The sequence below is a fragment of the Bradyrhizobium sp. HKCCYLRH3073 genome, from assembly GCF_051167995.1.
Lineage (GTDB): Bacteria > Pseudomonadota > Alphaproteobacteria > Rhizobiales > Xanthobacteraceae > Bradyrhizobium.
Genome location: NZ_JBNPUD010000020.1, coordinates 32,949 through 46,576 on the forward strand (window position 1 = coordinate 32,949; position 13,628 = coordinate 46,576).

Sequence of the window (13,628 nt, forward strand, 5' to 3'; positions counted from 1 at the left end):
GACCTTAACAAACCGAGGATTACGCAGAAAATTTCCACGAGGAAACCCCGTTTGCGCCGCACTGCACCCGCACCCGATGCGTTTTTTGCCGGGTGTTGCCATTTGGCCCCGCCGACCCCTGTTCCGCCCTGGAACAGATCGCGCCAGCGCCTCCAGGCGTGGAACTTTAAGCAAGAACTACGCCACGAAAATGTGAGACTCGCGGCGCAGGCGGCCTGACGGCGCGTCCAGATTCGGCAGCCCTGCGCCCGTCAGCCGTGCCCGAGCAGGAGATTCGCGGCGCGGTCGCCGGAGCGCACCGAGCCTTCGATGGTTGCCGGCAGGCCGGTATCGGTCCAGTCCCCCGCCAGAGCGAGATTGCCGAACGCCGTCTTCACTCCGGGCCGGAGCGCGTTCTGCTCCGGCGTCGCCTCGAAGGTGGCGCGACGCTCGCGCACGATCTGCCACGGTGGCAGCTCGCCCGAGATCCCGGCGGCCTTGCAGACGTCGGCCCAGATCGCGGCGGCGAGTTCCTCGCGCGGCATGTCGACCAGGCGATCGCCATTGCTGATGGTGACCGAGAGCCGCTGCGGGAAGGCGAACAGCCACTCGACCAGGCCGCCGACCACTCCGAGCAGAGCTGGTGCATCGCGCGGCGGCGTGATGCGGAAATGGGCATTGACGATGGCACGATATTTCGTCGGCCCCGTGAGTCCCGGCAGCAGCGCCATCGCCGGCCGCGGCGGCACGGCGAGCACCACGACGTCGGAGGGACCGAGCGCGACGGTTTCATCACCGCCGAACCTGAGCCCGGTGACGCGACCGCCTGCATTGTCGAGGCCGCGCAGCTCGCGGCCGATCCGGACGCTGCCGCCCTTGCCTTCCAGGAATTTCACGGCCGGATCGATCAGCACGCCCGACAACCCGTCGCGCGCGATCAGCGGCCGGCAGGCCTGACCGCCGGCCAACAGCGTCTCGCGGACGATGGCGCCGGCGAGCCCCGCCGAGCCCTCCGGCGGATCGCAGTTCAGCGCCGCGAGCAGCAGCGGCTGCACCAGCCGGTCGTACAGCGCGCCCTTGCAGGGAATCGTGCTGCCGATGGTCTTGGACGTGCCGGCCCAGATCAGCGGCGACAATGCGAGATAGTCGCCGAGCTTGGTATCCGGCACGCGGCGGCCCTCGTCGAACACCCACAGCGGCAGCCGGCCGTTGCCGAGATCGAGCAGCCAGCGCTGGCCGCTCCGGATGTCGACGAATGCGAACTGCGCCTTCTCCGGCCCGACCAGCCCCGCTTCCGAGCCGATCGCACGGGCATAGGACAGCACGTGATGATTGGCCGACAGCAGCAGATGGTTGCCGTTGTCGATCACCAGGTCGGTCGCGGCGTCGTAATAGGACCGGCAGCGGCCGCCGAGCTGCTGCGTGGCCTCGTGGACGTGCACGATGTAGCCCGCGTTGGCGAGCCGCACGCCGGCGGAAAGGCCGGACACGCCGGCGCCGATGATGTGAGCTGTCTTGGTCATCAGATCAAAGCGTAACGGAGGATGATGCCGATCTTCGTGAGCTTGCTCACGCGGACGGGCTCGCGCGGCAGCGCGAAGCCGCGTTCGAGCAGGAGGTCGAACACGGCACGATAATATTTCGACATGATCCGCGGCGCCCGCACGGCGCGCCGGCGATTTCGCCGCATGATCTCGTCGGCCTTCTCGAAATGCGTCTTGGCCCTGACCGCAACCGAGTTGCAGACCTTGGGCAGCGCCCGCTCCTGCATCACCTTGACCGGATCGTCGCTGGTGATGCCGGCGAACAGCAGCGCCTCGCGCGGCAGGTAGAGCCGGCCGATGCCGGCATCCTCGTCGATGTCGCGCAGGATGTTGGTCAGCTGCAGCGCGCGGCCGAGATGGTGCGCGAGCAGGATGCCGTCCTCCTCGGGCATGCCGAAGATGCGCACCGAGAGGCGGCCGACCGCGCTGGCCACGCGGTCGCAATAAAGGTCGAGCGTGGCGAGATCGGGCGCGCGGATCTCCGCCGGCACGTCCATCTCCATGCCGTCGATGATGGCGAGGAAGTCCTCGCGCTTCAGTCCGAAGGTCTTCACCGACGCGACATAGTCGCGCAGCCGCGGCGGCGGGTTGCCCTGGTACAGCGCGTCGATGTCGTCGCGCCATTTCTGCAGCGCTGCCAGCCGCTCGGGCCGCGGGCCGTCGGAATCGGCGATGTCGTCGACCTCGCGGCAGAAGCTGTAGACCTGGAACATCGCATCGCGCTGGGCGCGCGGCAGGATGCGCATGGCGGCATAGAACGAGCTGCCGGAGGCCGCCGTGCCGTGATCGACGTTATCCGCGGTCGCCTCGAGGGTCATGCGCCGGCTGCCGATTTGGTCTGGGGATGACGCCCGGCCACGCGGCGGCCGATCTCGCCCATCACCGAGGTGAAGGTGAGACCGAGCATGCCGATGGGCGACAGGTGCACGCGCTCGCTCAGCGGATCGCGCACCTTCAGCAACGCCACGATGCGGTCGGCGAAGGCCTGGATCACGGCGATCTCCAGTCCGAAGCGGAAATCCTTGACGCCGCTGTTGAGGTCCCTGCCCTCCTCGAGCAGCGCCGCATTGCGGACGGCGAGCTTCTGCAGGCAGCTCAAGAGCTGCGGCGACGATTTGGCTGCGCCGAGCATCTCGACCGTGGCGCCGGCTTCGGCCAGCGCGTCGCGCGGCAGATAGACGCGGTTGAGCGCCTTGTAGTCCTTGCCGCAGTCCTGCAGGTGGTTGTTGATCTGAAGGCCGGCGCAGATCGCGTCCGAGGCCGGCCAGGTCGCGGTGGACTCGCCGTGCACATCGAGCATGAAGCGGCCGACCGGCATCGCCGAATAGCGGCAGTAGTGGATGACCTCGTCCCAGTTCTCGTAGCGCAGCTTGGTCACGTCCATCCGGAAGGCAACCAGCAGATCGAGCGCGTGCCGGGGCGACATGCCGCGCCCGGCGAGCGCCCGGCGCAGGCTGACGGCGACGTCCTGGGTCTCGCCCGTTCCCGTCAGCTCAGCCTCGAGCAGGTCGAGCAGCCGCAGCTTCTCGTCGCCCGGCAGGCTCGGATGGTCGGCGATGTCGTCGGCGGTGCGCACGAAATTGTAGAAGGCGAGGATCAGCGCCCGATGCTCAGGACGGATGATCCACGACGCCACCGGAAAGTTCTCGTCCCGGTGTGTCTTGCCGGATCGCAAATCGCTCGCGGTGGTCATGGACGAAACAGCTATCAGGTTGAAGGGGCGCTACCGAAAACAATGCCCGCCGCTTCGCTCATGCGAACGGATTGCTCGCCCCCATATAGGCGAAGATCCCGCCAAAACCAATGCAATCGATGTCGGGCAGCCCATAGAAGCGAACCGCCGTCCTGCCCCGAGGGGGCGGGCCGGCGATCGTTAACCAAGAGAGCTCGGAAACAACCGCTCCGAACGGCAACCGCTTACTGGTTGTGGGTCTTCAGCACCTGATCGCAGGCCGAGCTGATCTTGGGGCGGTTCTCCTTGAGGCACGCCAGAATCGTGAAGTCACCCTGATCGATGACCGCACGGCAGAACTTCTGAACGTCACGCGTGCAGGCCGCCTGCTCTTCGGGCGTGCCGCCGCGGCCTTGCGCGAACGCACCGGTGGAAACGGACACCGACGACAGCAGGGAAAGTGCCAGGAAAATCTTACGCATCGTGTTCCTTCATTTTGACAGCAGAGGAGACCTCCCGGATCGCCGATGCTGCCCGGGAAACACCTGTTTGGTTTGGCAAGGACCGCAAGCCCCCCAGCGCCGGAGGTACGCTGCCAAATGCGGCCAAATTTGCGCCCTATGATCCCGAGCGGATCAAGCTCGGAGATCACAGCTTTGGCACAAACAAGGCGTTGATACTAGGGCGTTATTCTCGGAACACGTTTTTCGCATTTGGCTGTTGCAAGCATGCCGCGCGGACCGTTAGATGCGGGCGCCGTCGAGGCGGCTTGCGTGCAGCCGTCTTGCGAGGACGACCATTCGGCGCCGACCGGTCGCACGGTATCGGCGGGCATCATGGCATCCGGTCGCAGCGCCCGACCGGCCGTCATTTGAACCTAACCTTCGGCGAGAACACCAAGTGTTCGAAGCGGCAGCATACGCCGACACAGCGGTGTCATTTTGGATGGGAAACTCGATATGAAACTGTTCGGCTCACCTTTCTCTGGGCACGTCGTCAAGGCCGCCGGTCTCGGAGCGGCACTGTTCGTGGCGGCGACCGCAGTTCAGGCTCAGTCGGGCCCGTTCGCCGGCTTCGACGGCTCATGGGCCGGCAACGGCACGGTCGCGCTGTCCGACGGCACCACCGAGCGTATCCGCTGCAAGGCCAGCTACAAGGTGGCCGGCGCCAATCTCAAGCAGAGCCTGCAATGCGCCAGCGACAGCTACAAGTTCCTGCTGACCAGCGACGTCACCAGCCAGGGTGACCGCATCTCCGGCAATTGGAGCGAATCCAGCCGCAACGTGAACGGCGAACTGCAGGGCACCGCCGGCAACGGCCAGATCGACGTGTTCGTCCAGGCCGCCGGTTTCGCCGCCAGCATCAACCTGAGGACCAGCGGCAACAAGCAGGTCGTGCAGATCTCCTCCAAGGGCGAGATTCGCGGCGTCAACATCACGATGTCGAAGACCTGATCTTTGGACCGGAGCGCGTCGCGCGCTCACGGGCCGTCGAATGCGCAAACGGCCCTGACGATGTCAGGGCCGTTTTGTTTTGCTGTGCCTCAGCAGCAACCCCCGACGCGCCTGAAACAACCGCTGTCATCGCCCGGCTCGACCGGCCGGGCGATGACAGTTGTTGGCTGGGCTTAAACCAATTCCCTCGCCTCAAAGCGGCTTGCGCTTCAGCTTCTGCGACAGGTTGATCAGGAACATCGCGGTCGGGCGGAGGATGAAGAGGTCGGCGAACAGCGCCGCCACCATCGAGAACGCGCTGAGCCAACCGAACAGCCGCAGCGACGGCAGATCCGAGAACACGGTGACGACCAGGCCGCAGGCCAGCACCACGGTGGTGAGGATCAGCGCCGGTCCGACCAACACGGTGGCACGCTCCACTGCGACCGCGGCACTGACGCCGGGCGCGCTCTCCATCCGCAGCCGGTTCAGGAAGTGGATGGTGGCCGACAGGCCAAGGCCGAAGGAGACCGTGAGCGCCACCACGCTGGCGAATTGCAGCCCCTCCCCCATGGCCCACAGCACGGTGCCCGACATCACGACAGGGAAGATGCCGGGCAGGATGCAGGCGAGCATGACGACCCAGGACCGGAAGGCCAGCCCGATGAACATCGCCACCAGCGCGAACTCGATCGTCAGCCCATGGTTGAGCTTTTCGATCATGCCGGCCGAGTTGCGCGCGGCGATGGCGGCGAGACCGGTGACGGCGATTTCATAGCCGGGATGCTTCTTTCTCACCGCATCGAGCTCGTGGTCGAGCTTGTCGACCACCGGCAGCAGCTGGCTGGAGTCGACATCCGGCACACGGCCGGCGACCACCACCGCATCCTGCTCCTTGTCGATGAAGCGGCGCACCAGATGCTCGGGGATCAGATTGACGTATTCCTGCAGGGTCGCCGTATCCGACGAGCCGGCCTTCTCGGCCAGCCAGCGCCGGAGCGTCTCGACCGACCAGACGTTGCCGACACCCGCGGTCTTCTCGACCGTGGCATGGACGTCGGCGATGGTCTGCAGGGTCTCCGGGGCATAGAGCGAGGCGCCCTTCGGAAACTGGATGAGCACGTTGACCGGATTGGCGCCGGTCAGCTTGGCATCGAGCCGGTTGCTCGCCGCAACCGCCTGCTGCTTGTCCGGCACCTGGTCGGCGAGGCGATAGCGCGGCTCCAGGGTCGAATACACCACCGCGAGCGAGCCGACGAACAGCACCGCGATCAGGCTGAACAGGCCGGGACGGCCGACCATGCGCACCGCGATCCAGTAGCAGAAATTGCGCAGCGCCTGGACGCCGGCGTCGGCGCCCTGGAATTTGACCGCGAACGTCTTCTCGTTGCGCACCAGCAGCACGCCGAACACCGGCACCAGCGACAGCACCGCGACCAGCGCGATGATGGTGGCGGCGAGCCCCGCCTCGCCGAACTTGCGGATCAGGTCGCTGTCGGAGAACTGCAGGGCGATGAAGGAAATGCCGGCGGTGGCGTGGGTCAGGACGCAAGCCGGGCCGACGACCAGCACGGCGTTCTTGAACGCCGTCACCTTGTCCTGCCCCGCGATCAGGCGGTCGCGAGCGGCGAAGGTGAGCTGCATCGAATCGGAGAAGCTGATGACCATGATGAGCGGCGTCATCACGTTCAGGAACATGTTGAGATTGAAATTGGCCCACCCGAGCGCGCCGAGCGCGAGCATGATCGCGATCAGCGGCGGAAACGCCGCCGCGATCATGAACGAGACCTTGCGGAAGAAGATGATGGCGATGACGCAGCCGGCGAGAATGCCGAGAATGTTGTAGGTCAGCCCGTCACGCTCCACCGCGTTGCGGATCTCGAGCTGCATGACCGGCACGCCGGAAAGCTGGACATTCAGGCCGGTGTCGCCGAGGTCCTCCGCCATCAGCTTCCGGATGTCGCCCACCACCTTCCCGAGATCGTTCGAGGCGACCACCTTGGGCTCGAGCGACAGCACGATCAGGGCCAGCGTGCCGTCCTCCGACAACAGCTTGCCACGGATGATCTCGTTGGACTTCACCGTTTCGATGAACTTGTCGTAGGCCTCGCCCTCCGGCAGATCCGACGGAAACAGCGCGGCCGGCAGCTTGCCGGGCGCCGGCGCCTGACGGGCCGAGAACAGCGACACCAGGCCCCGGGTGCCCTCGACCAGTTGCAGGTCGGTCACGAAGTCACGAAGCTTCTCGAGGTTCTGGCGGGCCAGCAGGGTCTTGCCCTCGACCACGACGAGGACGTCGAACTCCTCGGCCGGGAACTTCTTCGTCACCTCCTCGTACTGGTGGAATTCCTTGCTGTCGGAGCGAAACAGCTGGCTGAGCGAATCGTCGATCTGGATGCGCTTGATGCCGAACACCGCCGCCACGATGAGAACGAGCAGGACGACGCAGGAGAAGATCGGCGCCTTGACCGCGAGGAGGCCGAGCCGCTCGATGCCAAAGGCGATGCTGTCGGCCGGCCGGTGCTCGACCTTCTCGACATGGACTTCGTTGTCGTGCCTGACTTCCAGCATGCGGTGTCCAGTGGTTGGGGCGCGGCCCAATTCGGAAGGCCTGAGCGCATAGGGCAGAAATAAGGCCGCTCAGCGAAGCAGAGATGACCGCATTGTGGCCCGCAGCCGAAGCTAATCCTTGAAAACACGTGAAAATTCGTCGAGGCGGTCTAGCAGGGTTCACTCCCCGGCCGCAACCTTGCGCGGCCACACAAGACGGCGAGCCGCGACGGCTTCCGATCACGCCACGATTCTGCCGTGCTTGAAAAGAGGTGGACGGCCCCGACGGACGCGGGGCTCGAAACCTGAACGACTCAAGGACCGGTATCCGACTGAGCCGTCCTTGCCGGAGCAGGCCGCGGCGCCGGCGAGCGCCCCGCTGCCCTGCCCCGGCGAGGCCATCACCCCGCAGGAAGGGCGGCCTCGCGCAGCCGGATCGAGTAGTTCGACGCGTTCTGATGCCCGCGCGAGGCGGCGCGCGCAAACATGATGAGGTGATGCGCGATCAGCGTCACGGCGATGAAATTCTCGATCTCGCCGCGCTTGAGCTGGCTCCAGGCAAAGCGCCAGAACGGCCGCTTGTAGTCGCCGAGCACGCCCACCTTCCAGAAGATCTTGCCCATCATGACCAGGCCGCGCCTGACGTTCGGCCAGCTCTTCATCTCGTCGCTGACCGGCACCTCGATGCGGTTGGCGTAGGTGGTGTCGCATTGGTGCTTGTAGCGCGCGAACAGCCGCTCCGGCTCATAGGCCACCTCCATGCAGCGCCGCCACGCCGTGACCACCTCGTCATAGGGCATCAGGAATTTCACGTTGGAGTCGCGACCGTCGTCGTGGACCAGCCTGCCCTCGCGCTCGAGGCGATCCCACAGGGGCGTCTTCGGGAGCGCCTGCAGCAGATTGATCGTGAGCAGCGGGATCCGGCTCTCCTCGACGAACTGCAGCAGCGCGTCCGCGGTCTGCGGCGTGTCGGTGTCCAGCCCCATGATGATACCGGAGACGACCTCCATGCCGTAGCTGTTGATCGTCCTGATCCCCTCCAGGATCGGCACCATCATGTTGTGATCCTTCTGCATGGCCGTCAGCGCATCCGGATCTGGCGTCTCGATGCCGCAGAAGATGGTGATGAAATAGGCCTCGCGCATCTTCTCCAGGATCTCGGGCCGCTTGGCGATGTTGAGCGTGGCCTCGCAGGCGAGCCGCATCACATAGCCGGTGCGCTTCTGCCATTCGATCAGATGCGGCAGCAGCTCCGTCGCGGCTTTGCGGTTGCCGATGAAATTGTCGTCGACGAAATAGACCGAGCCGGTAACGCCGCATTCCCTGAGCTTGTCGAGCTCGGCGATGATCTGCTGCGGCGACTTGATGCGCGGGTTGCGCCCATAGAGGCCGGGGATGTCGCAGAACTCGCATTGATAGGGACAGCCGCTGGAATACTGGATACTGCCGAGAAAGTACTTCTTCACCTCGGCGAGCTCATAGGCCGGCACCGGGAAATCGGTCATCGCCACCCGCTCGCTGGTCCGCAGCACGACCTGCTGCGCAGGCCGTGACGGATCCCGCGCCAGCCGCGCGATCAGCTCGTCGGTCGCATCGCCAAGCTCGCCGACATGCAGATAGTCGAAGCTCGGATAGTAGTCCGGGCAGGCGCTGACCGAAGGGCCGCCGAGCGCGACCGGCAGGTCGAACGCGTGCGCCCGCTGGCAGATGTCGTTCATCTGCTGACGCTGGATGTGCATGCCGCTGACGAACACCGCTTCGGCCCAGGAGAAATCCTCGTCCCGCGCCGGGCGGATGTTCTCATCGATGAAGCGCACCTGCCAGGAGCTTGGAAGATAGGCCGCGATCAGCAGCAGCCCCTGCGGCGGCATGAAGGCCTGGATGCCGTCGGTGAGCGGATAGGCATGCTCGAAGGTTCCGAACGACGAGGTGTAGCGCGGAAACACACAGAGAATGCGACGTACCGTTTCGATGCCCTCGAATCTCATCGACTGCCCCTCGCGACAACCCGCTAACTGGGTACCTTACGGCCGAAGGTAAGGCTTCGCTACCCCTTCCGGAAAAGTTGAGTGCGACCGCGCCTTCCGCCCCTGTCGCAAGGCACGACGTCCCCGCCGCCTGCCAGATGCTCACGCTGCCTGGCATGATCAGACGCAAGCTGATGAGGCGACCTGATCCGATGATCGCAATACGGATGGCCGAATGCGAAGGGCGATCCAAAGTTCCAATCAGATGGATAATTGATCGTCGATCGCGACAACCGCTCTCGCCTGTCTCCGATCGGCGAACCAATTGCGGAGCGCATCTGCGCGTCGGCCACTGGCCTGCAATGCATTTGCAAGGGAACGAGGGACCTCGAAAGGGCGCATGCCCTCCGTAGTCAACCGGACGGCCCGGCGCCCACCCCCGCTGCGGAGCACCAACTAATCGATTGAAACGTCAAGCAAAGTACGCTGTGGTTGTATAATACTGACGGTGCCCACTTAACGCTTTCTCCATGAAGGTTTTGCATAACTATTAACAATCAAGCGCCTCCTCCGTCGTAGCAAAAATCGCGGTATTTCACCTCATGACCTCACGCCCGACGTCAACGAAGACGGCCACGCGCCAATCCATCGCAGTCAAGCTCTATGCAATCTTCGCATTATTTGCGCTATTGACCGCCGCAATTACCTGGCTGTCCGACTACAACTCGCGGCGGGCCACGGAGCTCATCAAAGCCATCGAGACGGCCAATCTCGCCGCTCACAACGTTCAGCTGGTCAACGGACTCGTCTATGCCGTCGTGATGGAGTCGCGCGGCGTCTACATGTCGACAGACCCGGCCGTCGTGAAGCAATACGGCAACGGCTTGCTCAAGTTCAACGCCGAGATTCTGAAGGTCGTCGACAAGTGGCAGGCGATCGTACAGGCCGACGACGCCCAGCAATTCGCAACGTTCAAGAAGCGGATCGAGCAATTCGTCGAATTCCGCGCCGAACTGGTCCGCCGCGCCAATGAAATCAGCCCGGCTGCGGGACGCGAGTGGGGCGACAACGACGCCAATCGCTCCGTGCGCAAGGCGCTCAACACGGACCTCGAAGCGCTGTCCAAAGTCTATGTCGAGCGCGGAGGAAAGATCGCCGAGAAAGCGGCGCTGAACAACAAGCTCTCGCTCATGCTGACAGGCCTTGGCGGCTTGATGTTGGTTCTGGTCGCAGCCGGCGTGGTGATCATCGCTCGCTCGATCGCTCGGCCGCTGTCTCAGATCACCGAGACGATCCGCCAGGTCGCCACCGGCGCCGAGAACGTCGAGGTGCCGTATGCCGGGCGCGCCGACGAGGTCGGCGAGCTGGCCCGCGCCATCGGCGTGTTCCAGCAGGCGATGGCCCACAACCGCGACCTCAATGTCCAGGTCTCGCAGGACTCCGAAATCCGCGAAGCCCGGGCCCGCCACATCGAAACCGCGGTCGAGGAATTTCGCACCGCAATCGGCAGCGTGATGCGGACCGTCACCGAGAACGCCGCCGCGATGCGCGCCACCGCCGAGGCGATCACACGGCTGACGGCGGACGCCAACGAGCGCGCGGTCACCGCAGCCGGCGCGACGTCGCAGGCCTCGACCAACGTTTCCGCCGTCGCGAGCGCCGCCGAGGAGTTGTCGACGTCCGTCGAGGAGATCGGCCGGCAGATCCGGCAGTCGGCCGGCGCCGTCGAGCAGACCGGCCAACGCACCGAGAAGTCGGTCACGGAGATCGAGGGCCTTGCCGCCGCCACCCAGCGCATCGACGGCGTATTGACCCTGATCCAGACCATCGCCGAGCAGACCAACCTCCTCGCTCTGAATGCGACCATCGAGGCCGCCCGCGCCGGCGAGGCCGGCCGCGGCTTTGCCGTCGTCGCTCACGAGGTCAAGGCGCTGGCCGGGCAGACGGCCAAGGCGACCGAGGAGATCAGCCAGAACGTCGGCCTGATCCAGGCCTCGACCAAGACCGCGGTCGACGCGGTCCGCGAGATCGGCCAGGCGGTCCGCGGCATCAACGAGATCACCTCGAACATCTCCAATGCCATCCAGCAGCAGGACCAGGCGACGCGGGAGATCTCGACCAACGCGCAGTCGACCGCCCAGGGCAACCAGACGCTGGTCATGAACATCGGCTCGCTCCGCGACGCCATCAGTGAGACCTCGACGGCCGCCGCCTCCGTCCTGTCGGCGTCCGGCGACCTCAACGCGACCGCGCAGACGCTCGCCAACGAGGTCGAGAAGTTCTTCCAGAACCTGCGCTCGGGTCCGTCCGCGGAGATGCGGCTGCGCAAGGCGAGCTGACCGGGGCGAGCCCTCGGTTGCGGAAATCGCCCCCGCAAGACGTGATCCGTTCCGACACTGGAACCGTTTCTTGGTTTTTGGAGAGCCGTCGTGCGCCAGACAGCCAAGAAACTTCCGTTCGCCTGCGACCCGGTCGCGGTCACCCAGGATGACGTCGAGGACGCCATCCGCACCATCCTGACCTGGATCGGCGAGGATCCGTCACGCGAGGGTCTCTCCGAGACCCCGGCCCGCGTCGCGCGGGCCTACAAGAGCTATTTTTCCGGCTATGAGCAGAACCCCGAGGAGTATCTGCGCAAGACGTTCGAGGAGACCGCCGGCTACGACGAGATGGTGCTGTTGCGGAACATCCCGTTCCAGAGCCATTGCGAGCACCACATGGCGCCCATCATCGGCCGCGCCTGGGTCGGCTACGTGCCGCGCAACCGCGTGGTCGGGATCTCCAAGCTCGCCCGGGTCGTCGAGGCCTATGCCAGCCGGCTGCAGATCCAGGAGCGCATGACCGCCGAGATCGCCAACATCATCGACGAGGTGCTGCAGCCGCAGGGCGTGGCGGTCGTGATCAAGGCAGCCCATCACTGCATCAGCTCGCGCGGCGTCAAGAAGCACGGCGTCGATCTCACCACCAGCCGCATGCTCGGCTGCTTCCGCACCGACCCGATGAGCCGCCAGGAGTTCCTGGCGATGGTCAATTCCGACCTGAAGGATTGAGGGGCCGGAAAATCCTCCGCCCGCTGTGATCCAGCCGTCCATGGTCCACGTTATCCAGGGTCAAGCAGCGTGCCGGGGACCATGACCACGCGACTGAGAGCGACTGGATTAGCGCAATGGAACGTGGCATCGTCCCGGCATCGATTTGCACGGGCCTTCAGTGCCCGTACCAGGGTGAATGTGAGCAGAGGGCCGAAGGCGACTGTGGACTGGGCTGAATTGATCGGACGCGTCGCCGCGCGCGGCGATCGCGAGGCATTCAAGGCCCTGTTTGCGCATTTTGCGCCCCGCATCAAAGGCTTCCTTATCAAGACCGGCTGCAACGCCGACGACGCTGAGGAAATCGCCCAATCCACCATGGTGGCGGTGTGGACGAAGGCGGGGCAATTCGATCCGTCGACGGCCGGCGCGGCCGCCTGGATCTTCACGATCGCGCGCAACCAGCGGATCGACGCCGCGCGCAAGGCTGCCCGCGACAGCCGGCTGAGCAGAGAAGTGGGGCGGGACGAGGAAGCCGATCCGACGCCCGCAGCCGACCAGATCGTCTCGCGTGTCGAAGATGCCACACGGGTGGCGGCCGCGATCGAAAGATTGTCGGTGGAGCAATCCACCGTGATCCGCCTGTCGTTCGTTGAAGAACGACCGCATTCGGAAATCGCGGCGGTGCTCGGCCTGCCGCTGGGTACGGTAAAGTCACGAATCAGATTGGCGATGAATCGCCTGAGAGACCTGTTGGACGACGCGACATGACGATCAGCCACCACCCGCCGGAAGACCTGCTGGCCGACTTCGCCACTGGTGCGCTCGACGAGGCCGAGCGGCTGGTCGTCGGTGTCCATGTCGCCGATTGCGGCCGATGCCAGCGCTTCGTCCGCGCCATCGAGCAGCTCGCCGGCGCCTCGCTGGATGCGGCCGAGCCGATCGCGACGGGCGCGGATGCGTTCGATGCCGTGATGGCACGCATCGATCGACGCCCGCAGGCGGCGCCACAGGTGAGCGAGGTCGCCGAGCACGATCCCGAGCTCGCCGACCTCCCCGAGATGGTCAAGCGCTGCAAGATCGGCAAGCGCCGGCGTGTGGCGCCCGGCATCAGCATGCGCCCGATCCTGCTGCCGGGCACCGGCAAATCGCGCGCCTTCCTGTTGCGCTCGGAGCCTGGGGCGCGGATGCTGGAGCATACGCATTCCGGCAACGAGCTGACCTGCGTGCTGAAGGGCAGCTTCAGCCATCTCGGCGGCTATTACGGACCCGGCGACTTCGACTATGGCGACGACGAGGTCGACCATCGTCCGGTGGTCGGTGACGAGGGCCCCTGCCTCTGCCTCGTCGCCATGACCGGCGACCTGCGCATGCACGGCCTGCTCGGCCGGCTGATCAGCCCATTCGTCCGGCTCTGAGTCTTTCGGCGTATCGTTTGCGAGCCGGCGTGACGC

The 13,628-nt window shown here is 65.3% G+C and carries 11 protein-coding genes; 5 read left to right on the forward strand and 6 right to left on the reverse strand.

Features of this window, described 5'->3' with window-relative positions; all coding sequences use genetic code 11:
- Nucleotides 1–251 precede the first annotated feature (251 nt).
- The 4 genes from hpnE to ACQR1X_RS30120 form a co-directional block, all read right to left on the reverse strand.
- Nucleotides 252–1,502: a hydroxysqualene dehydroxylase HpnE gene (gene hpnE / locus ACQR1X_RS30105; protein ID WP_434900183.1), complete on the reverse strand. Its 1,251-nt coding sequence runs from the start codon at nucleotides 1,500–1,502 to the stop codon at nucleotides 252–254.
- Nucleotides 1,502–2,341 (reverse strand): presqualene diphosphate synthase HpnD, encoded by an 840-nt coding sequence (gene hpnD, locus ACQR1X_RS30110; RefSeq protein ID WP_434873754.1) that lies wholly within the window; start codon nucleotides 2,339–2,341, stop codon nucleotides 1,502–1,504. The genes hpnE and hpnD overlap by 1 nt, the downstream gene beginning before the upstream one ends.
- Nucleotides 2,338–3,216, reverse strand: a complete 879-nt coding sequence (gene hpnC, locus ACQR1X_RS30115) for a squalene synthase HpnC (protein WP_315801264.1) — start codon at nucleotides 3,214–3,216, stop codon at nucleotides 2,338–2,340. Before hpnC ends, hpnD begins: the two co-directional genes overlap by 4 nt.
- Before the next feature lie 224 nt (nucleotides 3,217–3,440).
- A complete protein-coding gene (locus ACQR1X_RS30120; RefSeq protein WP_315801265.1) occupies nucleotides 3,441–3,677 on the reverse strand; it encodes a hypothetical protein in 237 nt (78 codons plus the stop codon).
- Between the two features lie 477 nt (nucleotides 3,678–4,154).
- Here ACQR1X_RS30120 and ACQR1X_RS30125 point away from each other — a divergent pair, with 477 nt between their 5' ends.
- Nucleotides 4,155–4,649: a hypothetical protein gene (locus tag ACQR1X_RS30125; protein WP_434885137.1), complete on the forward strand. Its 495-nt coding sequence runs from the start codon at nucleotides 4,155–4,157 to the stop codon at nucleotides 4,647–4,649.
- A gap of 192 nt (nucleotides 4,650–4,841) precedes the next feature.
- On the opposite strand, the gene ACQR1X_RS30130 is transcribed toward ACQR1X_RS30125, so the two are convergent.
- The gene (locus ACQR1X_RS30130) at nucleotides 4,842–7,199 is read right to left on the reverse strand and encodes an efflux RND transporter permease subunit (protein WP_316183365.1); all 2,358 of its coding nucleotides are present in this window, start codon (nucleotides 7,197–7,199) and stop codon (nucleotides 4,842–4,844) included.
- Nucleotides 7,200–7,579: 380 nt separating this feature from the next.
- Nucleotides 7,580–9,166 carry a B12-binding domain-containing radical SAM protein gene (locus tag ACQR1X_RS30135; RefSeq protein ID WP_316183364.1) on the reverse strand — a complete coding sequence of 529 codons (1,587 nt, stop codon included), beginning with the start codon at nucleotides 9,164–9,166 and terminating at the stop codon, nucleotides 7,580–7,582.
- A gap of 581 nt (nucleotides 9,167–9,747) precedes the next feature.
- On the opposite strand from ACQR1X_RS30135, the gene ACQR1X_RS30140 reads away from it, so the two are divergent.
- The 4 genes from ACQR1X_RS30140 (at nucleotide 9,748) to ACQR1X_RS30155 (ending at nucleotide 13,592) form a co-directional block, all read left to right on the forward strand.
- Nucleotides 9,748–11,484: a methyl-accepting chemotaxis protein gene (locus tag ACQR1X_RS30140; RefSeq protein WP_434900184.1), complete on the forward strand. Its 1,737-nt coding sequence runs from the start codon at nucleotides 9,748–9,750 to the stop codon at nucleotides 11,482–11,484.
- 90 nt (nucleotides 11,485–11,574) lie between these two features.
- Nucleotides 11,575–12,195, forward strand: a complete 621-nt coding sequence (folE, locus tag ACQR1X_RS30145; protein ID WP_315714899.1) for a GTP cyclohydrolase I FolE — start codon at nucleotides 11,575–11,577, stop codon at nucleotides 12,193–12,195.
- 204 nt (nucleotides 12,196–12,399) lie between these two features.
- A complete protein-coding gene (locus tag ACQR1X_RS30150; RefSeq protein WP_315772520.1) occupies nucleotides 12,400–12,945 on the forward strand; it encodes a sigma-70 family RNA polymerase sigma factor in 546 nt (181 codons plus the stop codon).
- Nucleotides 12,942–13,592 (forward strand): ChrR family anti-sigma-E factor, encoded by a 651-nt coding sequence (locus ACQR1X_RS30155; RefSeq protein WP_315749232.1) that lies wholly within the window; start codon nucleotides 12,942–12,944, stop codon nucleotides 13,590–13,592. Before ACQR1X_RS30150 ends, ACQR1X_RS30155 begins: the two co-directional genes overlap by 4 nt.
- Nucleotides 13,593–13,628: the final 36 nt, after the last annotated feature.

Bases quoted from the DNA above. Each gene is read 5' to 3' on its own strand.
- hpnE (WP_434900183.1), bottom strand. From the start codon at position 1,502: ATGACCAAGACAGCTCACATCATCGGCGCCGGCGTGTCCGGCCTTTCC.
- hpnD (WP_434873754.1), bottom strand. From the start codon at position 2,341: ATGACCCTCGAGGCGACCGCGGATAACGTCGATCACGGCACGGCGGCC.
- hpnC (WP_315801264.1), bottom strand. From the start codon at position 3,216: ATGACCACCGCGAGCGATTTGCGATCCGGCAAGACACACCGGGACGAG.
- ACQR1X_RS30120 (WP_315801265.1), bottom strand. From the start codon at position 3,677: ATGCGTAAGATTTTCCTGGCACTTTCCCTGCTGTCGTCGGTGTCCGTT.
- ACQR1X_RS30125 (WP_434885137.1), top strand. From the start codon at position 4,155: ATGAAACTGTTCGGCTCACCTTTCTCTGGGCACGTCGTCAAGGCCGCC.
- ACQR1X_RS30130 (WP_316183365.1), bottom strand. From the start codon at position 7,199: ATGCTGGAAGTCAGGCACGACAACGAAGTCCATGTCGAGAAGGTCGAG.
- ACQR1X_RS30135 (WP_316183364.1), bottom strand. From the start codon at position 9,166: ATGAGATTCGAGGGCATCGAAACGGTACGTCGCATTCTCTGTGTGTTT.
- ACQR1X_RS30140 (WP_434900184.1), top strand. From the start codon at position 9,748: ATGACCTCACGCCCGACGTCAACGAAGACGGCCACGCGCCAATCCATC.
- ACQR1X_RS30155 (WP_315749232.1), top strand. From the start codon at position 12,942: ATGACGATCAGCCACCACCCGCCGGAAGACCTGCTGGCCGACTTCGCC.